The following is a 24,986-nucleotide window of genomic DNA, read 5'->3' as shown; positions in this document are numbered from 1 at the left end:
TCCCTTAAATTTAAATTAAAAAATCGCCTTTTACACGAGAGCTTAGTAGTGCTGTCTTGTAAAGGTCAAGGTCTTGATCGTGTAGGTAATCACGAATCACACGCTTTTCAAACTTTATAATAGCATCGTTAATTCCCTTGTACACTCCTGCAATATGGGAACTTAGAGTTATATTTGAAAGTTGCTTAAATTGATTAAAGTCTATTGGCTCTTTCTCAAAGACGTCGATAATTGCATGAGCATCTTTATTATTACTTAGAAAGTTTATTAAGGCCTGTTGCTCAATTAATTTTCCTCTGGCCGCATTCATAATGAGAGTGTCTTTTTTTAATAAAGCAAACATCTCTTCATTAAGAATATGGTAAGAAGTCTTATTCAATGAACATGCCATGATGATGATATCTGACTTTGTCAGTTCTTCTTTTAGGTATTTGTTATTTTGCTGCTTATTTTGGTATGGATCGTAATAGCTAACTTTTACATTCAATGTTTCAAGAGCATTGCCAAGTCTTGCACCAATTGGTCCACGTCCGATGATTAGAGTTTTCTTTGTGTGCAAGAGTTCTCGATTATAGCTTCGTGCTTCATCCCATTGGCGTCTGTAAGGAATTTGTCCTTGATGATTGAGTAATGCTTGAAGGTAGAATTGCGCTACTGCATTTGCTCTAATCTCATTTCCTAAAACAATTGGGAATTTTGCTCTTTTCACAAACTCAAGTGAGAAGTTATCATAGCCCGAGTTTGGATGAATCCAGAGGACAATATTGGCGTGCTCTAGTGATTTAACAATACTCTCATTATTCGTATAGCTCGTTGAGATAACAATGACGCTTTCGCCCTCTGGGATCTCAATAGGTGTGTCCACGCACTTGATACCAAGTTGGCCTAGTGACTGCCTTTCTTTAACGCGAAAGGCCTCACCTTGATAGCTCGAAATTTCTGGTCGATAAAAGTAATAGTTCATACCCTTAATCTATCAACTTTTTCTTTGCTTTGCTAGAATCCGCTGTAAATTAAGTCTTTCTTGATCGTTTTACACTTCTTATAAGTGCGATAACGGCCATTTATCGTTGAGCGCTGATCATGATCAACAACTTTAATTAACTGACATGACTTTATCTTCTTTCTGAACATATCTCTTGATTCATCGTAGATAAAACCAAGATTATCTCCCATTTCTTTTTTAGTAATGCTAAATAGCTGATGTTTCTTATTGGCCTTAATTGAGGCAACAAATTCAATACCCGATCCTTTACGATAAGCATTTTCGATAATTTCATCTGGAGAAATAGTATTTCTTCCTAAGATATAACTTGTTGGCCATCTCTTGTGTCCATAAGCATGGTATGGAACCTCTGAGCATACGACCTTATCAAGAGTTGTGACATCGAAATTAAAATCATACTTCTTATTAAGTTGCTCTAGTGCAACCTTTGACACCATCTCTCTTGCCCACTTATTTTCTAGAATTCCTTTTTCACGAATAATTGTGATTTCATCAATTTCTAAAAAGTCTTCAAGGGAAACAAGGCGACTTCCTGGTCGAATCGACTCAACAATTGTTTTTCCTTTGCGAATATCATTATGATACTTTTTAATAAATGGTGTATTCCATAGTCCTGCTAGTTTAAGCTTTTGTTCTGTACCAAGATAAATGGCAATATGACCAAAGTGTCCTGGAATAAAAAAGTCTGTTGCAGCAAAAGGTGTTTTTTCTGCAATAATATCTAGCGGCTTTAGTACCGTCTCTAGGTAATCAAGTGCTCGTTCGTTAGCATACATATGACCATGGCGAAAACGCAGTTTTCCAACAAGGTTACCAAATAGCCCTGAGATAAAGTTTGTCGTACGATTAAAGATTTCAATAAACCAATCGCCAATACTGCTAAATTCAATTGCAGGGAGTCTCTTTCCAAGTAAATGTTTTTCGATCTCAAACTTCTCTACAAGAACAACACCTCTTGTTAGGTCAGGATTTAAAAGTTTTAGATAGTAGTAGTGATAATCAAGAAAGTTTCTAAGGTCTTCTTGTAACTCCTCATGGAATTTCTCACTCTTTGCAATTTTTGTAAATTGCTTAAGAATCTCAACTTGTTTTTCATTGTCGAGAATCTTAATAATCTCTTTCGTAACTTTTTTGATTGTTTTGATTTCATAAAAAATATTGTGAGTTACTAAGTAGAGGTTCACGTAGTTTAGTTTTGCAAGTAGGTTTGTCACCTTGATTTGTGCATACTCAAGTTCAGAATACGAGCGTTTATTAGAAAGGTCTTTTACAGTATAAAGACTCGATTTCTCCATAATGAGTGCGACTGTATTCATTAGATTACCAATGATTGATAAATCAGAACCTTTTATTGGCTTATGATCAATTGATTGTCGATAAATGAGTTTGCTATAATCGATAGTCACATTTACGAGATCACTACTTGCATTAATTAATTTTTCTAGCTCACGAATATTGTACCCAAGCTTTTGTGGGTCATAGTCAGTATCGTTTATTCTTTCTTGAATCTCATTGATTTGAGTCATTGTAGAATGGAACAACCTATTGTCTTCTTTGCTCTGGGCATGAGCGTAGAATACGTTCACAGTTAAGAGGAAAATGGCGATAATTTGTTTCATTTATTAGTCCTAATTTCTGAATTCTTTCGCGTCATTATGCCATTTTAGGTACTTAGCGTGTTGTAAATTGTAAAATTTTTAACTTTGTCTATTCTTTAGTGGGTCAAACTATGTTAAAAGGAATGTATATTTAAGTACTTAGAATAAGCGAAAGGAAAAACCATGATATCGATCAAGTCGAAACGCGAAATTGAATTAATGAGAGCAACGTCGAAATTAGCGGCTTCTACTCTTGAGTATATTGAACCATTCGTAAAGCCAGGTGTAAGCACTGAAGAGCTTAATAATCTTTGTCACGAGTATATTATTAAAAATGGTGCGTATCCTTCGCCATTAAATTATCACGGTTTTCCAAAGTCGGTATGTACTTCACTTAATGAAGTCGTTTGCCACGGAATTCCAAGTACAAAAGATGTTTTAAAAGACGGTGATATATTAAATATCGACGTGACAACATACTTAAATAAATTCCACGGTGATACTAATAAGACTTTCTTAGTTGGTAATGTTTCTGATGAAGTGAAGAAACTTGTTGATGTAACTTACCAATGTATGATGGAAGGAATTAAGCAAGTTCGTCCAGGTGGCCATATTGGTGATATCGGTGCTTCAATTATGGAGATCGCACACGATCACGGATACGGTATTGTTGAAGATTATTGTGGACACGGTATTGGACGAGAATTCCATGAAGATCCACAAGTTGTTCACGTTGGAAAAAGAGGTAAGGGCGCAGAAATGAAGCCTGGTATGACTTTTACAATTGAGCCAATGATCAACCTTGGAACAAAGGATTGTAAAGTTCTTAAAGATGGTTGGACAGTTCTGACTAGAGATAAGAAATGGTCTGCCCAATTTGAACACACAATCTTAGTTACTGAAGGTGGCTTTGAGATTCTTACTCTTAGAAGTTACGAGGTTCATCCTTAATTGTGAATACAAGCCTAATTGCACCAGATTTAAAAATTAATGATCCTTGTCGAGTTGAGCTTAGGTTTTCTAAGCTCAATGAAGTAAGAGAGTACTTTGTTGAAAGTGATGATAGTGCACTAAAAGATGTCATCATGACGATTCTTGAAAAGACGAAGAATACAAAGTCACAACTAATACTTGAAATCGAAAAAGCTCTAAGTGAAAATTCGAGTCATTCTCTTGAGCTATTTAGCTTCTTCAAAGAAGTTTTAAATTATTTCTCTCCTAATCAACTTATGGCCATTGATACGACAAATACACTTTGTCGCTGTTTTGGTGTTAGTCGCCAAGAAGTCGCAGCTTTAATTGAAAGGGGAGCAAGTGATCCTCTTACGATTACAAACCTGTCAAAGGCCGCTGGTGGCTGTGGTTCGTGCCTGGCTGATATTGTTCCGATGTTTAAATCAAATCGTGAGGAAAAGGTTATTCCTGCAGTTACCTTTAATGGTTTCAAAAAAGATAAGATTGCTGGAAAAAGACCATATCAATTTCTTTTAGAGGATATTTATCCAATGGTTGAAAAACTCGGAAAGATATCTGTCGAAGGCCTAATTGGTCACCACCTCTATGTCATTGGTGATGAACAAACTCCTGAGGCGCAAGATTTCATTAGTAAAGTCTCTTCGCTAGATTCTCAGCTTAGTGTATTCTTTATTTAGTTTGAGTTTGCTTAGGTTTTTGGCATTTCTTTAAGATAGCATCGACATTCTCTAAAGCATCATAAATCTTTAAAAGAGATTCTTTAGATCCTTTTAAAGTCTCTAAGCTTACTTCTCCTTCAAGATAGCGATAGCGAGCATAGAACTCTTTTAGGCCAGGAATATTAGACTCAAGGCAATCGGCACTACTTGCTTGGATTTGAATCTTTGCGAGATAATCCATTAGGATCTTAATCGACTTTAGACGAAACTCATTATAAGTCGACATCGAATACTTAACACCAATTCCACCGTCTTCTTCTTTGAAGTCGAAAATATTTCTTTGGCCAGTTGTCATGGCCTTAAGTAATTTAAGCGTCGGTGATTTACTCGGATCAGAACAAAACTTATTGTAGTAACCTTTAGAAAATTGCGGATTACCAACTGATGAAATCTCATTAATCATAATTTGATTTAAGTGATAGCGGGGCCCTGTCTCAAACCTTTTGGCATAGTAACTTTCTTCTTGTCCAAGACAGAGCAAGATCGTCTTTGCCTGTGTTGGAAGAGCTATCATAAAATTAACAATAAAAATTAATAATGGGTATTTCATTCGTTCTAACTGTGTTAAATTATTAGTATTAATTTATTTTACTTTAAGTATGGATGGAAAACTAGGGTAAGTTTTGAAAGAGATGGGTTTAATTGACCATTTAGAAGAGTTACGCTCTGCACTTATAAAGATATTAATCATAATTTTGATATCTTTCGTGGCCTGCTACGCCTATGGTGACCTCATCCAGGAAGTTCTTTTGAAGCCTCTGCGAGATGCTCTTGGTGATTTTGGAGGGGGAAAGGTTGTCTATCTTGGACTACTTGATAAGGTTCTTTCTCAATTTCAAGTAGCATTTTACTCAAGTGTTATTCTTTCTTGTCCTCTTTGGTTTTATCAGGTTTGGAAATTTATCTCTCCAGGTCTCTATGATCATGAAAAAAAGGCCGTTAGGCCATTTCTTATTATTGGGCTCTTCCTGTTTGCTATTGGCGTAAGCTTTGGTTACTTCATCGTTTTTCCACTAACATTTCAAACCCTCATGGGCTTTGGTGTACAAAATGTTGAAGCAACAATCGGTCTAAAAGATTACCTCGTTCTTTCAAGTAAGGTTCTTGTTTTCCTTGGCCTTATTTTTCAACTACCAAATGTACTTCTTATTTTAGGCTTTATGGGCCTAGTAACAAAGCAGTCCCTAGCTAATATGAGACGTTATGTTTATGTTGGCTTCGCTGTCGTTTCTGCTATGTTAACTCCTCCTGATGTCATTACAATGATGGGACTTTGGCTGCCGTTAGTCGTACTTTTTGAACTGGGTATTTTAGCTGTTGCGTTAATTGTTCACCCATATCTTTCTCGTCATCACATGAAATAGACGGTATGATTTCTTTATGAAATCACTACTAAAGAAACACGTATTATTAAGTTTAATTTTTGGCGTCTGCCTTTCATGGTTTTTTGCAACCGTCTTTATCGACTTCATTGCAGCTCCAAGTATTTTTAGAAATGTTAGCTCTCTAAAAGAAGCAGGAACTCTTGGTGGAATTATCTTCACATCGTTCAATATTATTGAAATGATTTTTGCTATTCTTTTGATCATCGCAGCTTTTCTTTATAAGAAAAAAGGGAAGGCTTCAATGGTGATGAAGTTTATTGCCCTAACAACACTTGTCTTGGCCATCGTTTATACAACTAAACTATCACCAGGTATTCGCGACTCTCAGATTGCAAAATCAAATTACACTCACACTGATGAAGAGTATCAGGTGTTTGAAGAGAAGCTTAGAGGTTATCATAAACTCTATGTACGACTTGATAGTTATAAACTTCTAGCTCTTCTTACAATGTGCGGAATTTCACTAACGAGTCTAATGCGTTTAGAGAGCAAAGAAGGTGAGGCGTGATCTTAGTTACAGGTGGCGCTGGATTTATTGGAAGTGTTCTTGTTGCAAAGCTTAACGAACTCGGACGTGATGATATCATTATTGTCGACCGCTTTGATCATGATCAGAAGTGGAAGAATTTAAAAGGCGTTAAATATGCTGAATATTTTCATGCTGATGAGTTTATCGACATTCAATTAGAAGAAGTTCATAAGCAGATTTCTTGTATCTATCACATGGGTGCTTGCTCATCCACAACTGAGATGGATATGGATTATCTGATGACTAATAATGTTGGTCATTCAAAGTTCTATTTTGACCTGGCATGTGATTTAAATATTCCATATATCTATGCATCTTCTGCGGCCACTTATGGTGACGGTGAGCTTGGCTATGAAGACAAAGAGGAGGAGCTTGGAAAGCTTCGCCCTCTAAATCCTTATGGTTACTCTAAGCAATTATTTGATGAGTGGGTTCTAAATCAAACTGATCGTCCAAAACATTGGTTTGGCCTTAAATTTTTTAATGTCTATGGCCCTAATGAGTATCATAAGGAAGAGATGCGCTCTCTTGTCCATAAAGCATACGAACAGATAAATGAAGTTGGAAAGGTTAAGCTCTTTAAGTCGCACAAAGAAGGGTATGAGGATGGTAAGCAGCTTCGTGACTTTGTTTATGTTAAAGATGTTGTTAATGCCATGATTGAGCTATCTGAGAAGGAGATGGCGAAGCACTCTGGTATTTATAATATTGGAACAGGTCGAGCCGATAGCTTTCTTAATCTCGTGAATCAAACGTTCATTGCAATGGGACGTGAGCCAAACGTTGAATTTATCGATATGCCTATGCATCTTCGTAATCAATATCAATACTACACTCAAGCAGATATGGATAAGTTTAGAAGAATACTTCCAAACTTCGAATTTCGTATCGTAGATGATGGTGTAGCCGACTATGTAAAGAATCATTTAATGAAGGATAATCCATATGTCGAAAGGTTCTAAAGAGTCGGGCTTTGAAGCAATTCTTGAGGCCATCTCTTTAATGAATAAAGAAGAGAAGGAAACTCTTATTTCTAATATCACAAAGATGGACTTTGAATTAGCAGATAAATTACGTGCGAGTATGTATCGTTTAAAAGATCTGCAATTTATCACACCACAGATGATGAGCGAGTTCTTAAGAGAAGTAAAAGTTGAAAGCTTAGGAAATGCCTTAAAGCTAGAAAGGGAAGAAGACCGACAGGGGATTCTTGCAAAACTTCCTAAAAGCATCCGAGAAGATATTCTTTTCTTTATCCAGAAAAAAGTTCCAAAGTCTCAGGCCCTAGAAGCACACCAGGAAGTCATGATAATCTATTCAAAGATGATCGATGATGAACGCTTGATTATCTCTCGAGACGATAAACTCGTTTAAACTCAACTAAAATTGAGGACTGGTGCGTTCTGACGGTGCCAATACTGGCCTTAAAAAGTCAGTCTGGCCCCAAAATTCATTTTTACACCACAAATTCCATAAAATTTATCCGAATTAAGGCCTTCAAAATTGGCACGCTCATTGCTTTATAATAAGCAGAGAAAGGAATCTCTCTAAAGTTATCAGGAAGAAAACTTTAGGTAAGACGTAATGGACTACTTATTTTTAGATTGAATGGAGATACTATGAACATTGAACAAAAAGAACACTTCAAAAACTTATTCATTAATCTTAAAAATCAGCTGGTCAGTACTACAGGAAGTGTCGAGCAAGTATTAACTAACGAGACTAGCGGTGACATTATCGACCAAACTTCTAATGAGAGAGATGCTCAACTAAAGCTAAAGCTTATGGGAAGAGATAAATTCCTACTTAACAAAGTTAATCGTGCTCTAGAAAAAATTGCAAGCGGTACTTTTGGAGAGTGTGAAGAGTGTGGAGAAGAAATCTCTATCAAAAGATTACATGCTAGACCAATCGCTACTTGTTGTATCTCTTGTAAAGAAGAGCTTGAAAGAGAAGAAAATTCTCGTACATATGAAAAGAGATCACATACAAACGGAAATGCAATGAGTGCACATAATAAGAACGTAGCATTTAAACATGCAGACGGTATGGATGAAAGTACAAATGTTGTTTCAATTGAAACTTTTGCAAGAAGCTTTGATGAGAAGAATGCAGCATTTTAAAAGATAACTTAAAGCAGAGGATAGATAGAAAAAAGGCCAGTTTCGAACTGGCCTTTTTTTATTTGAAATTTTATTTTGTTAAAACAACATAAAGAAGAATGTCTGCTTCTTCATTACTTAGTTCATCTCCAGAAGAGATTTCACCAGCTTCTTCTAATTCATATCTAATTAGATCTCTAATTGAATCAAGCGTATCTTGATCATCTCTTTCAATTGCTCTTTCAACTTCTTCACGATTAAGATTATTAATCGCTCTTGCTGTAACCTGTAGAGAAGATACACTTGCTGCAAAAGAAGTTTGAAAACCTAATGTTGCAGTCATTTCAGTATATAAACCTGCTGCATAAACCCAACCAGTTGTTACCATTGAGCTTGTGTCTAGAAAATCTCTTGTTGTTTCCAGGGCATTGGCCGGATTAGAGATTGTTAATGCCATTAGAATTGATAAAGTTAGTTTCTTCATTGCTTTCCTCAAATTATTCTTCAGATTCGTTTGGTATATATAGTGCTACATTAATAAGTTGATCAACATCTCTATCTGAAAGTTGATCAAGGCTTTCAATTTGTCCACCAGCTTTTAGGTCCTCTCTTACCATCTCTCTCAAAGAGTCGATGATATCAAGGTCATTTCTTTCAATAGCACGCTCGATTTCTTCTCTGTTATAAATTCCTAAAGATTCTTTAGTCATTTGTACTGCTTCTGACGGATTAAAAACCGCAAGTGATGCTAAAAATGTAGCATGAGTTACTGAACCTACTGCTTGAATTGCTAGTCCGATTGGCGCCACTGTGAAAGCTGTCGCAACAGATGTTGATGGCATATCTTCATTCATTAGACTTGGCATTGCTTGTGCACTATTTACAATTGTTGCAAAAGTGATCGTTGTAAGAAGTAATCTCTTCATTTCGTCATCCTCTTTTATTATTTTGTCTGGCCGACTATAAACGAAAAGAGTCTGGATAGGGCAAGTTTTGAAAATTATATAGAGCGAAAGGCCACCTTTTCTAAATATTAAGCTCTTAACTTCTTAATATCTCGAAAAGGTGGCGTGTACTTTTAGTTTATGTGATTTGATAATTCGCTAATAAGATCTTGAGAACGCTTTACGAATAGATCGCGCTCTTCTGGTTTTAGTCCTTCACTTGAGATACCCGCTAGGTCTTCAACATGCTGACAAAGTTTCTTTGCTAGGTCTTCATTCTTACCACTTGTGTGGATCTTGAATGCACTTTGAACTAGTGGATTTGTCGTATTAACGACAAGTGTTTTCTTAATAGGGAATTGGTGATCGCCACCCATTGACTGAGTCATTTGAGCAAAGCGTTTCATCGACTCATCAACTTTAAAATATGCAGGAGTTTGAGCATTTGCCATGCGGCCAATTTCAAGTCCCTTACTTGCCGGTGCTTCACCTTCTTTTTCTTCTAGTTTAATACCAAGGAATTTCGCAAACATCTCTTTAACTTTAATGTCGTTTTCAGAAGTTGCTTCACTTGCAAGTAGGTTTTCTATTTCAGAATCAACACTTACAAATTTGATTTCAACTTCTTCTTCACCCTTTTTGAATTTCTTCATTTCCGAGTGTTGGATGAAGTGTGGATCGATATGATTATCTGTCTCTAAGGCCTTAATTCCAGCTTCTTTAAGTTGAGCTAGAAGAGATTGGTTGGCCGCATCTTTTTCAAAGTAGAGAATTTTTCCGGCCATTTTCTCAGCGTAGTCAGCAGGTACTGATTCAAGGTATTCGTTTAGTGTAACAAATTGTCCTTCATTAGTTTTAAATAGTACTCGCTCACGCATTAAATCATCAAATTTCTCATCAGAAACACAACCGTATTTTACAAATAGCCCAATATCATTCCAGATGCTTTCATACTTTGCTCTATCTTTCTTATTAAGAAGTTTTAGGGCCTCTGCAACTTTCTTAACAATATAATTTGAAATCTTTCTAATATTTGGATCACCTTGTAGAGATGATCTTGATACGTTAAGTGGGATGTCATGAGAGTCAATAGCACCTTTAAGAAGTCCTAAGAACTCTGGAATAATATTTTTTACGTTATCAGAAACGAATACTTGGCGACAGTATAGACGAATATTCTTATCACCAACTGGCTTCATTGGGTTGTATTTTGGGAAGAATAAAATCCCGTTTAATGTAAATGGGTGATCAACATTTAGGTGAATCCAAAATAGGGGCTCTCCGTCCATTGGAAATAATTTACGATAGAGACCTTTGTAGTCCTCATCAGTTAATTCCTTAGGATCACGCTTCCAGATAGGTTTTGTGTCATTTACAATTGTTTCAGTATCTTCTTTATTTGCTTCATCTAATAATGCAATTTCATATGGCATAAAATCACAGTGGTTAGATAGAGTCTCATTTAGTTTCCACTTGTTTAGAAACTCTTCAGAGTCTTCAGCAATGTGAAGTGTAATCGTTGTACCAACTTCTTTTTTATCAGAGTCAGAGAAAGTGTATTCTGTATCACCTTCGCAAGACCATTTTGTTGCTGTTGAGCCTTTAGTCATTGAAAGAGAGTCAACTTCAACTTTTTTTGCAACCATAAATGCTGAATAGAAACCAAGTCCGAATTTACCGATAATATCATTATCTGATTCGCCGCCAACTTCTTCCATTTTCTTTACGAACTCTTCAGCTCCAGAAAAAGCCAGTTGAGCAATGTATTTTTCAACTTCTTCTTCGCTCATTCCAATCCCGTTATCAGTAACCGTGATTGTTTTAGCGTCTTTATTTACTTTTACAGAAATTCTTCCAGTAGGAAGCTCATCTCCCGTTTGACGTGCAAGTGTGGCGCGCTTTGTGATGGCATCACTTGCGTTGGCAATCAGCTCGCGGATGAAGATATCGTGTTCTGAATAAAGCCATTTCTTAATAATTGGAAAAATGTCGCTTGTTGCAACAGAGATTTGTCCTGTGCGATTAGTCATTGATACTCCTTCATATATAATCAAGTAGATAATTGTTCTTACGACCCAAAGATGGGAGCAAAATGATGAGCGTCAAGGGTTAAGAGTAAAAAAATTACTTAAATTCTTAAAATCATTGAAAAAATTAGGTATAAGATAGGAATTCATTTTTATAGCGAGGGAAGTACATGGAAAACCATGTTCAAGATATTCAATTAATTTCAACAGGTGGAACAATAGAGAAGTCCTATAGCGAGAGCGATGGTTCATTAAAGAATCGAGATTCTTTTATTCGCCAGACTATCATTGACCGTCTAAGGCTTCCTTATACGAAGCTTCACATAATGAATATTATCAATAAAGACTCGCTGTATTTCACTGATTATGATCGTCAGGTTTTGCTTAAGACAATAAAGGCGCAGTTGGAGAAAAATATTCCTCTAATCGTGTTGCATGGAACTGATACCATGGCAAAGTCTGCACAATTTGTTTATGACGCTCTTGACGGCGCAAAAGACTTGCAAGTTCCAATCATTTTCACTGGAGCGATGAAGCCTATGGGCTTTGTTGATAGTGATGCCTTTCAAAATGTTACAGAAAGTCTATATGCTGCTAAAATAGTAGAAGCAGGTGTGTATATTTCTTTTCACGGGCAACTTTTTAAAGTTCCTGGTGTGAGAAAGAATCATGCAAAGCGTACGTTTGAATATATTCAAGACTAACTTATAGGGAGGATGCAAATGGATATGCATCATGAAGAAGTCACTAACGAAGATAGTAAGGACCTTTCTTTTATTGATTCAATGTATGAAGCAGTAAGCGCAATGAAGGGGAATCTTCCTCATTATTTACCACTATTCTTTTTATCATTCGCATTAAAGGCCTATGGCCTAGCATATTTTAATGCTCAAGATGACATGACGGTAATTACGGTGGCCGCGGTAAATGTTTTTGGTACAATTATTCAGTCGGTTTTTATTCTTAATTTCTTCTTCTTTGCTTTCGAAAAATTACCTTATCGAGTTTCAAAAGTTCTGTGGGATATTCCTACGTATATGTTCTACGGCTTTCTTACTTCGCTACTGATGATTCTTGGAGTCGCTTTTTTTGTGATCCCATTTTTTTATGTAGCCTATTTCTATAGTTTTGTTGCCATGACATCGATTCTTTTTGATAAAGAAGGTGAATCGAATTTTGCTATCACAAAAAAGAAAGTTTCAACTCTTGGCGGCACTTATTTAGGGTTTCTGGTGATTTCATTTATCATTGCAGGGATTGCTCAAGTCGTTACTAATTACGCGCCAGGGACGGGGATAGCGATTGAATTAATTTATATAATTTGTCTGTTATTAACTCTGATTCAAGACGTGCTAACAGGGGTTCTTGTTTCCTTGTTTAGAAAAGCCTAGATTCTTCATTATCTAATTCCAAATTGCACATATTTAAGGCAGCTGATTTACGAGTTTATTCGTAAATTCAGCTCCTTAGCGCTTTATCGGCAGATTTTTCAAGTTCGAGGTTAATATTTACTTAGGGTTAACTTAATTTTCTCTGATTTCGATAAGTAGAGTGAAGATTATTAACTTAAGGCCAAATTAATGATGAAGAATGTCTTAGTCTACCTATTCACACTTTCACTTTTTGTTTCTTGTATGGAGCAGCCACGTTCTGTGCGTGACATTGTAGAGAATCCATCTGAAGAAGTTGGAAGTGGAGATAACGGAAGTGGTGGATCATCTGGTGGAAATAATGCAACAGATGGAGATAATGAGACTATCACAAGTATTCCTAATACAACTGCCGTTGAAATTACTCAAATCATTGACCCAAATACTGGATCTTTTAAAAAGAAAGTTTCAATTCCTAAAGATTTTAGAGGGAAGCTCCACCTTACTGGTTTAAATATTTCATCCCTTAAAAATCGTGTTGTGAAAGGACGCTTCTATTTTGGACGAGAGAGAACACCAATTGTTTTAGATGGTGTTGTTGGTCAAGTTCCTGGTTCAGGGATTACTGAGTTTTCAACTATTAATGTTATTACATTTGATTTAGCAGATAAGAAGTTTAACGACATCAGACTTCTTTATGATCTATTTGACTACAATGATTATGATAATGATACGGCCGAAGATGTTGAAGGTGATGCAACTAATGCAGGTCTTTACTGTCGTGGTCTACGTTTAGAAGACGATCCAACTTTTACATCTTCTATTAGTCATCCTTACTGTAATCAAGCAGGGGATGTGTGCCTTTACTCATATGCAAAAATTAAGGATCAAACTCTTTGGTACGATGAAATCGTAAATGCTGAAACAGTTTCTAAAACAAATACACCTGTATTTGAGCAAATTGATATTGAAGGTAATCTTCTTGCAAATGAATCTTTAGAGACTAATTTATATAAGTGTCTTCCTGATAAGAAAGACTCAGCGATGTTTCAAAGCCTTTTTGGTGTGAATCATCCTGCGGCCGTAGGCACTGCTCTTGCTTTAGGTGGGGGAGCTTATGATTACCGTGGCCCATATCGTATTCATAACGAAGATGAGTGGGAAATTAAAGGTGCAGCTGTTTATCAGTCGGGAACGACTCCAAGTGCAATTTTTAAAGCACCACTTTCTGGTGCTGCAGATTTTACAAATATTGCTTCAGGAACTCAGGCATACCTGTTCCCACGTGCAGGAAAGATTAATTATCAAACAACTGGGATTCAATACTTAGGTTCTCAATCTCCATTTTCTAACCGTTCTGTTCAAACTCTAAATGCTGCTGGTGATACGTACTATATGGATGGTTGTAATATTAGAGCTAAGAATTATAACGCATCAACTGGTGAGACGGTTTCAAGTTGTAACGTAACAGGGACAATTGAGCTGTTTACAATGGAAGATGGTTTTGAAGTTCAAATTGCTGAAACAAAAGAGATTAAGCTTCAATTACTAAAGACAGGCCTTGGTGCTAAAGATGGTTATGATTTTAATTCTCTAAAGTCATGTAGTGCAAATCGTGAATGTGGTTCAGGAGAGTGTTGTTTTAATAATCGTTGTTTTTCTCGCTCAATTGTAGGGCAGTGTAGTGATGATTTCGATTCAACTGGAAATCTTCCTACTGGAAATAGTTGTAATTCAGATTTTGATTGTGCGTCACTTTGTTGTGATGGAACGACTAATACATGTCGTGATCATATTAATAATGACTTCGAACAAGTTCTTTGTTCAAAGGTTCCAAATCAAAGTTGTGTCTCGAAAGAGTTCTGTCGTATCGAATACGTTAGACAGTGTTACCTCATTCGTGTCAACGACCCGAATAATGCTCTTTCTTGTGAGAAGAGATGTTATTCAGTTCCAACTTTTGGTGATTGTGTAAACGGTCTTTGTAAGCCACCAATTACACCTCAAGAGCCAGCTACTCCAACGACTCCTGCAGACTGTTCAGGTGAGGATGTTCTGGATTCACCACCATTTAACTTGAGCGATCTTTAGTTATTAATGGTAACTTGTAAGGTTGCTCAAGCCTTCGGACTTTTCTATAATGCTTGAAAATTACTAAGTAAGAAAAGTGGAGAAATCATGTTTAATAAAGATTGTTTCCTAGATCACATTGCGATCGCAGTTGAGAATCTAGATAATGCCGAAAAAATTTATCGTGACTTAGGTTTAGAATTTAACCACCGAGAAGTGGTTGAAGATCAGCAAGTGACGACTTCTTTTGCTCATATTGATGAAAATGCTCATATTGAATTACTTGAGCCGATTGATGGTCAAGGCCCAATTGCCAAGTATCTTGAGAAAAAAGGTCCAGGGATTCACCATATGTGTTACCGCGTTCCTGATGTTGCAAAAAAGTCACAAGAGCTTAGGGACTTAGGTTATAATCTTCTCTATGAAGCGCCACGCCCTGGAGCGAATAATTGTTTAGTGAACTTTATTCATCCAAAATCAACTGGTGGAGTTCTCATCGAGATTGCTCAAAAAATGTAAGGAGAAAGAATGCAAAATATTTATCTGCCGCCATTAACAAAGGTAAACAAGTATCTCATCGGGATCATTGTCGCATCCTTTCTTATAAGCGCAGTCTTTGCACAATTTCTTAATATCTCATTAGTTAATACTTTAGGGCTCAACGTTTCAGCGCTAAAGGCCGGTCTCATTTATAAGTTATTTACATATCCTTTTGTGAATACTGGTCTTTTTAATGTTGTCTTTACAGGGCTTCTATTTTGGTTTCTTGGAAGTGATCTTGAGATGCGTTGGGGAGCAAAGAGGTACCTACAGTATCTTGTGATTGCTGCTCTTGTTAACGCTTTTGCATACACTATTTTTGCACTCTTTATGGGTGGTGCAACGATAAATTATCCATTTCATGGAATGGCATTCTTATCATCAGCAATGTGTGTGAGTTACGCCTGTATTTACCCTGATCGTATTTTTCAATTCTTTATGATCATTCCGGTAAAGGCCAAGTACTTCTGTTTAATCCTTGCGGGGATGAATGTGTACCAAGGCTTTTTCACTCCAGGTGGTGCACAGGCCTTTGCAAATATTGCTTCTATGATTTTCGGTGCTGTATTTGTTTTAGGTTTTAGGGCCCTAGGTCATTACGTACGCTCTCAAGGCTCTCGTATTGCAACTAAGCAAGGTGGGAAATCGACAAGCAAGAAAAAGAAGAGTCACCTAAGATTAGTTGATGATGAGGAGCGTCCAAATCCAGATGAACCAAGGTTTTGGCAATAAGCTTTTTAAGTCCCTGATATTTTTAGGGGTTTCCAAAGCAAATAACACATGATATAAAGCTACATTATTATAAATATATCAATCGTTAATTTTTTAAATAAGGAAATTCAATGAGACTTTCAAGAGCGTTACAAGAGAAAATTTTAGACCTAAGATTAAGAGATAAGCTTATCGCTGAGGGTAAAGTAACTAAGGCTCAGGTTGAAGAATACCTAAATGGATTAAAAGACGAAGAGTCAAACGTTACGACTACTGACGAGTCTACAGCTCCAGGAATGAATCAATAATTCAAACCAAAATTTTTTATATCAAGGCCGCTTTTTAGCGGCCTTTTTTTATTCCTAAATATTCTCCGTTAAGAATTCAAACAAACTTGAGGCCACTGGCCCTAATTTTCTAGCATTTAAAAAGGCAAGGTTTAGCTCGTTAATCATGTGATCTTTTGTTCCCTTAAAGAGCATGAGCTTTGATTTATTATCTGAGCGTTCAATAACGTGTAGGGGAAGAACGGAAATTCCTACTCCCGCAAGAGTTAGGCGCAGAACACCTTGAACGTCCATTAATTGCGCTTTTGGATGTTTGTTAAAGTTCTTGTTAAGGTGGTATTTAAACCAGCTTGTGATAACAGGTGAGCCTTCTAGGTAAGCAATAAAGTCTAATTCATCGGCCCTTTTAAATTTCGTATTCTCGCTTAGGCCATGAGAGCTCGCATACTCTTTTGAGCAGCAAAGAATAAGTCTTTCACTTGATAGGTTTCGTGTCGCAATTTGTTTTGGAAAGTTGAAACTGTCTGTGATTGCAAAGTCTAGGCCACCATTTAAAAGAAGCTGGCTTTGTCTAGCGGCGTGGTCATAGTTAATTTGCAAGGAGACTTCAGGATGTAACTTAAGCCATTCAGCAATGATTGGAATAAGTCTGTTATTACCAAACTCAATTGGCATCCCAATATGTAAAGTACCTTTTAAAACATTCTTTTTGGCCGAAACGTCTGCGAGGGCGCTCTCAAGATTCTCAAGAATTTGGCGACACTCCGTATAGAGCCTGTGGGCCTGCTCCGTTGGTAAGACCTTCTTATTAATACGATCAAAAAGGGAGATTTGCAGTAGTCCCTCAAGGGATTTGATGTGCTGAGACACCCCAGGTTGGGTCATCGCAAGATTTTTTGCTGTTTGAGACATATTCATTGTCTCATAAACTTCGATGAAAACACGCAGTGTAGGAATAGAAATATAGTCTATGTTCATAATTTCAGTACCTTAGGTGGTTCTATAGGATCAAGTATAACATATAATTATGGATAATGATTATTATATATAATTTCTACTAATTTATTCTTTGTTCTATAACTCCTTTCACAAGATAAGACTTTGAATTTTTTTTAGAAGGTTTAGGGAGTAGGATTATGAGTAAATTAGTTTCAATTATTTTTCTTGCAGTATTAGCAATGAATGTAAGTGCAAAAGAAATTATTCTTAATGGTGATCTTATTGATTCTCAATCATTTCGAGGAAGAATCTTCAAAGTTATTATCACTGAGCAAAATGAAGAAATCGAATTAGTAAATGAGTACTTTGAAGCTCAAAGCTGTGAAGATGGACAATTTGCTCTTAAGCAAGCTGGACTAGGTAAGTACAAGCTTGAAGCAGTTCTTAACTGTAAGAATTGGGTAGATGAGCCTAGACAGCTTAACGTATGCCCTGAAATCTTCGCTCCTGTTTGTGGTGCCATTAGCGGTATCGACGGTGATGCGTTTATTAGCTTTCCAAATTCGTGTGAACTATATCGTGCAAAGGCCATTTATGTAAATGAAGGCCGTTGCGAGTAATTTAAAAATTCCTTTTTTAAATTCCCATGTGTTGTTGTCTTAAGGCCCGCTTCCCTCGCGGGCCTTATAACATTTTAGAGCTACATATTAATAAACATTCTTCTTAATTTATTTCCATTACTATAACGTGCATCCTTCGAATGGCTGCCTTTAAGCGCAAAATGCTTTTGACGGTAGTGTTGATTATTTCGACGTTTACCTTTCTTATAAAGTCGTGTTTTCTTTTTAAGTTTTTGCTTACGTTCAGCTAAGTCATATTCTGTTGATACATTTTCGATATTTTTTCTTCTCGCTAGAAATCGTACTTCAAATGCAGGAAGTCCTAATCCTAGGTAGAATAGTAGTAGATAAGATCGCATGGAGACCTCTCAATTTAAAAATTTGTGAATGAAAAAAATGAATTTTAAATGTGAGAAGTGTTCACGATAATCACCTCGGTTAGTCGATTGAAATAAAGAAATGGATTTCTAAGTGATTATAGATTCATGATTTTTACACTATAGCATAGAAAAATAATTCGTGGTTATTGAACAACGAATTTTGAATAAAATACTTCTTTAACGACGCTCTTTTTTGCTAATTGATTGATACGTTTCTTGATTCGTCCTTCAAAGATTAATTTCCCTGAAAGAGAGTTTAGTTCATCAGGTTCAATTGATGCTGCGACATCAATAATGATGTCATAAATTTGTGGTTTGATCGTATCGAGTATTTGAGAGTCGTCTTGAGTGAAGAGGACAAGGTTGATTTGTACATCAAGAAATCTAAGACGGCGAGTTGCCGAGTCTAGGTTGACTGTAATCTTATCTAGAACATAAGTTGTTGGGAAATTGATTTGTTTGAAGTCATCTTTAAGCGCCTGCATTTCTGTAGCACTATTTGGTAGCTCTTTTTTGTAGATAACATTGGTGTAAACGAAGACGCCAACTGTGGCCATCGTTGTCAGTAGCAAGAATGCAATAATAAGTTGATCAAGTAATTTTCTTCCCGTCATAGAACTATATTATCATAGTTATTTTGGTGATTTAACTCGCTTTGTCGCTAGGTAGAAAATACTTTTTTAAAGTGTTGTTCTCCGAGTGGAGCACTCGGTCTATGCTAACGCTATAAAATTTGTATAAAATACTTTGCCTGTGATTATTTATGGAGGATGTAATGGGTAAGTCTAATAAGAATAAACGCAATAAGAAGTATGTAACGAATCGTAAAGAAGTGAAGAGAAGCTCTGCTATGAACACTTGGATTCTTATAGCGGTCACTGCAATTGGTGCATCCGTTGTTATTTATCTTTCATAGTAGCAAGCAAGCGATTAAAAAATATTAAAACAAAATATTCAATACTTGATGCGCAGCTAATGCATGCGCATCGCTTCATTTCGTCTTAATTTTTGTGATTATGATTCAAGTTTGCTAGCATTTCACTCTTCACACATGAAAAAAGTTAAATTTAAAAGAGGGAATATGTTTAAAACTTTACTCGCAATTGCTGCGGCCATTTCTACATTGTCAGCTCAGGCCGAAATCTCAACTTATCAATCACTTCCAAAGGATTATGTAGGTACAATTAATCCTAATTCTTTCATTGAAGATGAAGTGACTGCTGGTGGTTTTAACGAATTAATGAAATATGTTGTTGCTGCACCTTCACAAGAGGATGCTGGCTCATGTCTATATATGTCACATACTGGTGTTGTTGAGTGGTGGTACAACCGCCTAAATAATCTTGAAGGTGATAATAAAGTTGATTTTGCTGAACGTTACTATATGTCTTTAAAGACTAATAAAACTAATCAAGACGAAATTGATAACTGGAGAACGGATAATATCAGAAGAATTAATAAAAGTTCTGTGATGTTCTCAAATAAGGATTACCGTTTTACAAAAGGTAACTTTAAGAAAGTTGATGGCAAGCGTGTTGTAACAGATGTAAATGATGAAGATGGATCTTATGGGACACAATTTAATTGGATTGATTTAACAGATACTATTGGGAAAAATGCTGTTGAGTACAAGCTTCCAAAGTTTAAAAGAGAAGTCCTTCATGTTGATGCTGATAAAGACCAGTGGTCTGTTGCAAAAGCTCCAGCAGATATTGTTGAAAGAATTAAAAAAGCTCTTCATAAAAGAAATGCTCCAGTTCTTGTCATTTATAACCATAAGGGTTTCTGGCACGCTAATTATATTTTTGGCTACAATGACAATGCTGATACAAAGGGATGTCCATTTGTTTCATCTTTTAAACCTTTTATGGAAGAGAAGCGTGACTACTGGTTAGAGAAGGCCGAGAAAACAAAATCTGATTCTTGGCGTGCTAAGTACTTGGCCAATGCTGAAAAAGTGATGGAAAAGGGAGATGCTGTTCAAAAACGTTACGAGGAAGTTGGATGCGCTTCAAAAGGTGTATTCTACGTTCGTGATTCAATTTATCCAAATGAAAATATGCCAAAATATGACTATGATCTTGTGAAAGAAGGTGAAGAAGATTTCTTAAATGCACCACTTATTGCAAGAGAATATGCTTGGGTACAAACGACTCTAAATCATGCAATTCAGATCTACCCAGAAGGTATGGAGTAAATTGAGATTTTTAGTATTATCTTTTTTATTTCTATTTTCAATTAATGCTAGTGCTACTTGTAGCACTAGTGACTCTCATAAAAGTCACGATGTGGTCTTTATCCATGGGATCGCAAGCAATAAGGGTGCTTTTGGCCATTGGGCCGAGTACTTAAAAAAATATCACCCCAATGAGTGTATCAACTCTCATTTTTTTGAATACGACACAGGAAATAATAAATTAAATCTTGAAGACTTTATCCAAAGTTTTGATTCCTACATGCATAAGAATTTTGAACATAGTAATTCAAAAATTACAATCGTTGCCCACTCCCAAGGTGGCCTTATTACGATGTTTTGGCTTAAGAGTATGGATGAGGCCCAAGATCCGATTCGTCATCGAGTAAAGAATATCATGACAATGGCGACACCTTATTATGGAGCGATTATTGCAAACCTAGGCTATTCCTTAGGGACATTTGTGTTGCCAATTCTTGGTAAGAAAGAATTAAAAAATATGAAAATTGGCTCTAAGAAAGTTGTTGAAACATTGGAGTTCTTCAAGAGTTCTCATTTTAAGGATATTATTTCTGATAAAAACTTTGTCACGATTTCAGCGACGCTGGCACCGAGTATATTTGATATTGAAGGGGATTTTGCCGTGGCCCCTTTTAGTTCAAATCCAAATATAAAAAATGAACAAGAGGTTTCGACTCATTATAATATCGACGGTGTTCATTTAAGATTTCGCCTTTTTGGAACACCTGCTACAACCCTTGTATCAAAGTACTGTCTTATTTCACCTGCTCGTTGTGAAAACTCAAGTTTGGCGATTTTTGAAAAAGAATTTCTAGGTAATCAGAAAGTAAAAATTAATTATGCAAAAGATATTAATACGTTTGCAGTTTATTTAAGAACTAAAGAAAAAGGCCCTTTTTGGGTTCATTCAAATAATATTCAGCGTGGTTTACGTTTGAGCTTTATCCATATTAGAGATGACCTATACTTTTATAAAGGCTATTTAATAGATGGTGATACAAGCGCTGAGCTTATTGTTTCACATGGAAATAGGACTTCAGTGATAGAAGTTAATTCAGGACAAACGAGTTATCTTACTCATTAACATAAAATCGAAATTCGCTATATTGTGAACTAATCAAGTCAAAAACTTCTTTTAAACGATAGAAATCTTGGCCTAATTTATTTTGCGCATCTTTTGTATTTGACCAATATAAACTTAAGTTTTTATCAGTATAAGTTTGGATAAATTCGTAGAGTTCGTCGATATTATTCGTATAGAAACTTGGGAAATCAAATAAGCGGCCGCACTCAACTAAGTAATCATCAAGTGTATCAAGTCCGTTGGAATTTAATTCAATTTCTCTGCGCATTTATTTCTCATTGCTAAAGGAAAATATATTGTTAGAATCAATTTATGACTAAGTTAATGAGTTTATTCGTATCCTGTCAATTGCTCTTTGGACTAAGCTCCTATGCTTCACATCCCAAAGTTGAGCTTGCGAATAAATACCTAAAGGCACGTAAACAATATTTGCTTGAGTATACAACTTTCGGTGTCGATGAGTGTCTTAAGCTTCATGCGGATAAGATCGTTTCCAAGGAAGATGGCTCTGGCCGTATTGTTGTTGGAACGCCACGTTACTTTCAACTACTTAGTTCTTGCTTCAAAAATATTACGAATACTTGTTATGGCGAGAATTGCATCGTGTCACGTTCCATGTCCAAGCGTTTAAAGAATGTTGACCACGTGGACTCGATTCTAAATAGTCTATAATATCAAGTGTTTTTCCCCAAAAAGTGCGACTTTGAAAGTGTCTTTTCCTATTTAAAAAGCTATAATATCGCTCAACTACATTAATTTAAAATACATTTAATTACCCAAAGGAATTTACATGACTGTTCGTGTTCGTTTTGCACCTTCTCCAACTGGCTACCTTCACATCGGTGGCGCTCGTACTGCTCTTTACAGCTACCTTTTTGCTAAGGCAAATGGTGGAAAATATATCTTAAGAATTGAAGATACTGACCTTGAAAGATCAAAGCGTGAGTATGAAGAAGCGCAAATTGCTGACCTTAAATGGATGGGAATCGAGCATGATGAAGGTCCTGATAAGGGTGGAGACTTTGGTCCATACCGTCAGTCTGAAAGACTTGATATTTATAAAGACATTGCTTGGGACTTTATTAATCGTGGATTAGCTTATCCATGTTTCTTAACAAGTATTGAATTAGAGCGATTAACTGAAAAAGCAGCAAGTGAAAATAAAGACCCACATGCTTATCACGGACAATATCGTGATCTTGACCCGGCCCAAGCTAAGGCGAGAATTGATGCGGGTGAAGAATATGTAATTCGTTTTAAGAACCCTGGAAAAACTTGGGAGTTCACTGATCTTGTAAAGGGTCACGTTAAATTTCCAGAAAATATGGTAGGGGACTTCGTTATCTTAAGAGCAAATGGAATGCCTGTTTATAACTTCTGTTGTGTTGTTGATGATGCAAAGATGGAGATGACTCACGTATTCCGTGCAGAAGAGCACTTAAACAATACATGTCGCCAGCTTATGATCTACGATGCAATGGGTGTGACACCTCCTCAGTTTGGTCACGTCTCACTACTTATTGGTCACGATCGTCAAAAGCTTTCGAAGCGCCATGGGGCAACTTCGGTTACTCAGTATAAGGATCAAGGTTATCTTCCAACAGCGCTTGCAAACTATCTATGTCTACTTGGTTGGTCACATCCTGAAGAGACAGATATTTTTGATGTAAATGAACTTGGTAATAAATTTGGTTACGAAAGATTTTCTAAGTCTTCAGCAATGTATGACATTCAAAAGCTAAACTTCTTTAACGAGCAGTGGCTTAGAAAATTAGATGACAAAGATATTGCAGCTGGATTTGATCGCTTTGTTCCTGCAGGAAGTGAATATCACAAGCAAGATGAAGCTTGGAAGATTAAGTTTGCAGGACTTATGAAAGACAAGGTCCAGCTATTTAGCAATATTAATGAGCACCTGCCAATTTTCTTTGATGCTGGTGTCGATGCAGATCCACAATATGAAGAAGCGATTTCGTGGGAGACAACTCCACAGATTAAGGAATACCTAAAGGCACAACTAGCAGATCAAACGACTAACGTTACTGAAGAGCAAGTTGGTGAGTGGATGGATTACTTAAAGAAAGAATTAAAAATTAAAGGGAAGCCACTTTTTATGGGAACGAGAGTATGCCTAACAGGTAGAGCTCATGGGCCAGATTTAAAGACTGTTGTGGCACTTACTCCAGTATCAATTATTAAAGAGAGACTAGCGTAATGAATTTTTTTGAAGAATTAGAAGCAAGAGGAATTGTTAATCAATACTCACACGAAGAGTTGAAAGAAATTTTAAATGATAAGAAAATTTCATTCTATTGTGGTTACGATCCAACGGCAAGATCTCTTCAATTAGGGAATTTGTTTGCAGTTGTTACAATGATGCGTCTTCAAAGACAAGGTCACAAGCCTTACGTTCTAGTTGGTGGTGCAACAGGAATGATTGGTGATCCTTCTGGGAAAAGTGATGAGAGAAATCTTCAATCAGAAGATCAAGTTCTTCAAAACCTTGAAGGTCAAAAGGCACAGCTTCAAAAGCTATTAGATTTTGAAGGTGAGAATGCGGCCACAATGGTTAACAATATTGACTGGATTGGAAAGTTTTCATTCCTCGAGTTTCTAAGAGATGTTGGTAAGAGATTTCGTGTTGGTGAAATGCTTGCAAAGGACTCTGTAAAGTCGAGAATTAGCTCAGAAGCTGGAATTAGCTATACTGAGTTCACATACCAAGTTATTCAAGGTTATGACTTTGCTCACCTGAATAAAGAATATGATGTAAGCTTACAAATTGGTGGAGCAGATCAGTGGGGGAATATGACTGCAGGAATGGATCTTACTCGTAAGATGCACCAGAAGCCTGCATTTTGTATGACAATTCCACTTCTAACTGATTCCAATGGAAAGAAGTTTGGTAAGTCTGAAGGTGGAGCAATCTATCTTGACCCAACAATGACATCTCCATACAAGATGTACCAATTCCTACTTAATTCAGATGATTCTTCAGTAATTAGATATCTAAAAACTTTAACGTTTTTAACTTTAGAAGAAATTGCTGAATACGAGAAGTTAGTTGAAACAGAGCCTCATTTAAGAGCAGCACAAAAAAGACTGGCCGAAGAGATCGTAAGCTTAGTTCACGGTAAAGAAGGGATCGAAGCGGCACAGAAAGCAACAGACTTCTTCTTTGGTAAGGTTATTGAAAATACGACTGATGCAGAGTTAGCGGGTATTTTTGATGATGTTCCTTCGATTGAGCTTGAAAAATCGCAATTAGGTGAAATTACTTACTTAGATATGCTTGCTGCAACTCCTTTGTTTAAATCAAAGGGAGAGGCAAGAAAAATGGTCACTCAAAACGGTGTTGCCATCAATAACATTAAGAATGCTAATGTTGATCACGTGATAACTACCTCAGATTTGGCAAGTGAGTCTTGCTTAATTCTAAAGAAGGGGAAGAAAAATTATTGTGTGGTAAAATTCGTTTAGATAAC

At 36.4% G+C, this 24,986-nt stretch carries 30 protein-coding genes; 20 read left to right on the top strand and 10 right to left on the bottom strand.

Going from position 1 to position 24,986, the window contains the following annotated elements; all coding sequences use genetic code 11:
* Window positions 1-10 precede the first annotated feature (10 nt).
* Together ACMAYS_RS03295 and ACMAYS_RS03290 are read right to left on the bottom strand one after the other, a co-directional pair.
* Window positions 11-964: an NAD(P)-dependent oxidoreductase gene (locus ACMAYS_RS03295; RefSeq protein WP_412462732.1), complete on the bottom strand. Its 954-nt coding sequence runs from the start codon at window positions 962-964 to the stop codon at window positions 11-13.
* Between the two features lie 32 nt (window positions 965-996).
* Window positions 997-2,625 carry a YiiX/YebB-like N1pC/P60 family cysteine hydrolase gene (locus tag ACMAYS_RS03290; RefSeq protein WP_103217550.1) on the bottom strand — a complete coding sequence of 543 codons (1,629 nt, stop codon included), beginning with the start codon at window positions 2,623-2,625 and terminating at the stop codon, window positions 997-999.
* Window positions 2,626-2,787: 162 nt separating this feature from the next.
* Between ACMAYS_RS03290 and map the strand changes: the two genes are divergently transcribed.
* Window positions 2,788-3,555 carry a type I methionyl aminopeptidase gene (gene map, locus ACMAYS_RS03285; protein WP_103217549.1) on the top strand — a complete coding sequence of 256 codons (768 nt, stop codon included), beginning with the start codon at window positions 2,788-2,790 and terminating at the stop codon, window positions 3,553-3,555.
* A gap of 2 nt (window positions 3,556-3,557) precedes the next feature.
* Window positions 3,558-4,256, top strand: a complete 699-nt coding sequence (locus ACMAYS_RS03280) for a (2Fe-2S)-binding protein (RefSeq protein ID WP_103217548.1) — start codon at window positions 3,558-3,560, stop codon at window positions 4,254-4,256.
* Here the strand turns inward: ACMAYS_RS03280 and ACMAYS_RS03275 are convergent.
* Window positions 4,249-4,848 carry a hypothetical protein gene (locus tag ACMAYS_RS03275; protein WP_412462731.1) on the bottom strand — a complete coding sequence of 200 codons (600 nt, stop codon included), beginning with the start codon at window positions 4,846-4,848 and terminating at the stop codon, window positions 4,249-4,251. The genes ACMAYS_RS03280 and ACMAYS_RS03275 overlap by 8 nt on opposite strands.
* 82 nt (window positions 4,849-4,930) lie before the next feature.
* On the opposite strand from ACMAYS_RS03275, the gene tatC reads away from it, so the two are divergent.
* The 5 genes from tatC to ACMAYS_RS03250 all read left to right on the top strand — a co-directional run bounded on the left by tatC (window position 4,931) and on the right by ACMAYS_RS03250 (window position 8,335).
* Window positions 4,931-5,662, top strand: a complete 732-nt coding sequence (gene tatC / locus ACMAYS_RS03270; RefSeq protein ID WP_233189707.1) for a twin-arginine translocase subunit TatC — start codon at window positions 4,931-4,933, stop codon at window positions 5,660-5,662.
* A gap of 16 nt (window positions 5,663-5,678) precedes the next feature.
* Window positions 5,679-6,191 (top strand): DUF4149 domain-containing protein, encoded by a 513-nt coding sequence (locus tag ACMAYS_RS03265; RefSeq protein ID WP_392991576.1) that lies wholly within the window; start codon window positions 5,679-5,681, stop codon window positions 6,189-6,191.
* Window positions 6,188-7,174 (top strand): ADP-glyceromanno-heptose 6-epimerase, encoded by a 987-nt coding sequence (gene rfaD, locus ACMAYS_RS03260; RefSeq protein ID WP_103217544.1) that lies wholly within the window; start codon window positions 6,188-6,190, stop codon window positions 7,172-7,174. Before ACMAYS_RS03265 ends, rfaD begins: the two co-directional genes overlap by 4 nt.
* Window positions 7,158-7,586: a FliG C-terminal domain-containing protein gene (locus ACMAYS_RS03255; protein WP_412462730.1), complete on the top strand. Its 429-nt coding sequence runs from the start codon at window positions 7,158-7,160 to the stop codon at window positions 7,584-7,586. The genes rfaD and ACMAYS_RS03255 overlap by 17 nt, the downstream gene beginning before the upstream one ends.
* A gap of 245 nt (window positions 7,587-7,831) precedes the next feature.
* The gene (locus ACMAYS_RS03250; protein ID WP_103217542.1) at window positions 7,832-8,335 is read left to right on the top strand and encodes a TraR/DksA family transcriptional regulator; all 504 of its coding nucleotides are present in this window, start codon (window positions 7,832-7,834) and stop codon (window positions 8,333-8,335) included.
* A 70-nt stretch (window positions 8,336-8,405) separates the two neighbouring features.
* Here ACMAYS_RS03250 and ACMAYS_RS03245 read toward each other — a convergent pair whose 3' ends face one another.
* The 3 genes from ACMAYS_RS03245 to htpG form a co-directional block, all read right to left on the bottom strand.
* Complete coding sequence (locus ACMAYS_RS03245; protein ID WP_103217541.1) at window positions 8,406-8,798, bottom strand: hypothetical protein; 393 nt, start codon at window positions 8,796-8,798, stop codon at window positions 8,406-8,408.
* 13 nt (window positions 8,799-8,811) lie between these two features.
* Window positions 8,812-9,240, bottom strand: coding sequence for a hypothetical protein (locus ACMAYS_RS03240; RefSeq protein WP_103217540.1), 429 nt, complete (start codon window positions 9,238-9,240; stop codon window positions 8,812-8,814).
* Between the two features lie 152 nt (window positions 9,241-9,392).
* Entirely contained in the window at window positions 9,393-11,288 is a 1,896-nt protein-coding gene (gene htpG, locus ACMAYS_RS03235; protein WP_103217539.1) for a molecular chaperone HtpG, read from the bottom strand.
* A 167-nt stretch (window positions 11,289-11,455) separates the two neighbouring features.
* Here htpG and ACMAYS_RS03230 point away from each other — a divergent pair, with 167 nt between their 5' ends.
* From ACMAYS_RS03230 to ACMAYS_RS03205, 6 genes are all read left to right on the top strand, one after another.
* Complete coding sequence (locus tag ACMAYS_RS03230) at window positions 11,456-11,989, top strand: asparaginase domain-containing protein (protein WP_392991584.1); 534 nt, start codon at window positions 11,456-11,458, stop codon at window positions 11,987-11,989.
* A gap of 18 nt (window positions 11,990-12,007) precedes the next feature.
* Window positions 12,008-12,676 carry a hypothetical protein gene (locus tag ACMAYS_RS03225; protein WP_103217537.1) on the top strand — a complete coding sequence of 223 codons (669 nt, stop codon included), beginning with the start codon at window positions 12,008-12,010 and terminating at the stop codon, window positions 12,674-12,676.
* Window positions 12,677-12,865: 189 nt separating this feature from the next.
* The gene (locus tag ACMAYS_RS03220; RefSeq protein WP_103217536.1) at window positions 12,866-14,746 is read left to right on the top strand and encodes a hypothetical protein; all 1,881 of its coding nucleotides are present in this window, start codon (window positions 12,866-12,868) and stop codon (window positions 14,744-14,746) included.
* Between the two features lie 87 nt (window positions 14,747-14,833).
* The gene (gene mce / locus ACMAYS_RS03215) at window positions 14,834-15,244 is read left to right on the top strand and encodes a methylmalonyl-CoA epimerase (RefSeq protein WP_103217535.1); all 411 of its coding nucleotides are present in this window, start codon (window positions 14,834-14,836) and stop codon (window positions 15,242-15,244) included.
* Window positions 15,245-15,253: 9 nt separating this feature from the next.
* Entirely contained in the window at window positions 15,254-15,997 is a 744-nt protein-coding gene (locus ACMAYS_RS03210; RefSeq protein WP_103217534.1) for a rhomboid family intramembrane serine protease, read from the top strand.
* Window positions 15,998-16,107: 110 nt separating this feature from the next.
* Window positions 16,108-16,284: a hypothetical protein gene (locus tag ACMAYS_RS03205; RefSeq protein WP_158246841.1), complete on the top strand. Its 177-nt coding sequence runs from the start codon at window positions 16,108-16,110 to the stop codon at window positions 16,282-16,284.
* A 54-nt stretch (window positions 16,285-16,338) separates the two neighbouring features.
* Here ACMAYS_RS03205 and ACMAYS_RS03200 read toward each other — a convergent pair whose 3' ends face one another.
* A complete protein-coding gene (locus ACMAYS_RS03200; protein WP_412462729.1) occupies window positions 16,339-17,241 on the bottom strand; it encodes a LysR family transcriptional regulator in 903 nt (300 codons plus the stop codon).
* A gap of 158 nt (window positions 17,242-17,399) precedes the next feature.
* Here ACMAYS_RS03200 and ACMAYS_RS03195 point away from each other — a divergent pair, with 158 nt between their 5' ends.
* Window positions 17,400-17,822, top strand: a complete 423-nt coding sequence (locus ACMAYS_RS03195; protein WP_103217532.1) for a hypothetical protein — start codon at window positions 17,400-17,402, stop codon at window positions 17,820-17,822.
* 80 nt (window positions 17,823-17,902) lie between these two features.
* Here the strand turns inward: ACMAYS_RS03195 and ACMAYS_RS03190 are convergent, their stop codons facing one another.
* Both ACMAYS_RS03190 and fliL read right to left on the bottom strand, forming a co-directional pair.
* On the bottom strand, window positions 17,903-18,181 hold the full coding sequence (locus tag ACMAYS_RS03190) for a hypothetical protein (protein WP_412462728.1): 279 nt from the start codon (window positions 18,179-18,181) through the stop codon (window positions 17,903-17,905).
* Window positions 18,182-18,345: 164 nt separating this feature from the next.
* Window positions 18,346-18,816 carry a flagellar basal body-associated protein FliL gene (fliL, locus tag ACMAYS_RS03185; RefSeq protein WP_103217530.1) on the bottom strand — a complete coding sequence of 157 codons (471 nt, stop codon included), beginning with the start codon at window positions 18,814-18,816 and terminating at the stop codon, window positions 18,346-18,348.
* A gap of 161 nt (window positions 18,817-18,977) precedes the next feature.
* On the opposite strand from fliL, the gene ACMAYS_RS03180 reads away from it, so the two are divergent.
* The 3 genes from ACMAYS_RS03180 (at window position 18,978) to ACMAYS_RS03170 (ending at window position 21,501) form a co-directional block, all read left to right on the top strand.
* Entirely contained in the window at window positions 18,978-19,118 is a 141-nt protein-coding gene (locus ACMAYS_RS03180; RefSeq protein WP_158246840.1) for a hypothetical protein, read from the top strand.
* A gap of 165 nt (window positions 19,119-19,283) precedes the next feature.
* Entirely contained in the window at window positions 19,284-20,399 is a 1,116-nt protein-coding gene (locus tag ACMAYS_RS03175) for a hypothetical protein (RefSeq protein WP_412462727.1), read from the top strand.
* A gap of 1 nt (window position 20,400) precedes the next feature.
* On the top strand, window positions 20,401-21,501 hold the full coding sequence (locus tag ACMAYS_RS03170) for an esterase/lipase family protein (protein ID WP_412462726.1): 1,101 nt from the start codon (window positions 20,401-20,403) through the stop codon (window positions 21,499-21,501).
* On the opposite strand, the gene ACMAYS_RS03165 is transcribed toward ACMAYS_RS03170, so the two are convergent.
* Window positions 21,491-21,769, bottom strand: a complete 279-nt coding sequence (locus ACMAYS_RS03165) for a barstar family protein (protein WP_103217527.1) — start codon at window positions 21,767-21,769, stop codon at window positions 21,491-21,493. The two genes, ACMAYS_RS03170 and ACMAYS_RS03165, sit on opposite strands and share 11 nt — an antisense overlap.
* Window positions 21,770-21,813: 44 nt before the next feature.
* On the opposite strand from ACMAYS_RS03165, the gene ACMAYS_RS03160 reads away from it, so the two are divergent.
* The 3 genes from ACMAYS_RS03160 to tyrS all read left to right on the top strand — a co-directional run bounded on the left by ACMAYS_RS03160 (window position 21,814) and on the right by tyrS (window position 24,981).
* Window positions 21,814-22,173 carry a hypothetical protein gene (locus tag ACMAYS_RS03160; RefSeq protein ID WP_146037823.1) on the top strand — a complete coding sequence of 120 codons (360 nt, stop codon included), beginning with the start codon at window positions 21,814-21,816 and terminating at the stop codon, window positions 22,171-22,173.
* A gap of 118 nt (window positions 22,174-22,291) precedes the next feature.
* Window positions 22,292-23,716, top strand: coding sequence for a glutamate--tRNA ligase (gene gltX / locus ACMAYS_RS03155; protein WP_412462725.1), 1,425 nt, complete (start codon window positions 22,292-22,294; stop codon window positions 23,714-23,716).
* Window positions 23,716-24,981 (top strand): tyrosine--tRNA ligase, encoded by a 1,266-nt coding sequence (gene tyrS, locus ACMAYS_RS03150; protein WP_392991597.1) that lies wholly within the window; start codon window positions 23,716-23,718, stop codon window positions 24,979-24,981. The genes gltX and tyrS overlap by 1 nt, the downstream gene beginning before the upstream one ends.
* Window positions 24,982-24,986 lie beyond the last annotated feature (5 nt).

Origin of the sequence: Halobacteriovorax sp. RT-2-6 (genome assembly GCF_047085025.1) — a bacterium.
GTDB lineage: Bacteria > Bdellovibrionota > Bacteriovoracia > Bacteriovoracales > Bacteriovoracaceae > Halobacteriovorax_A.
The sequence above is the reverse complement of the archived record's forward strand: the minus strand, read 5'-3'. Positions and strand labels throughout refer to the sequence as shown.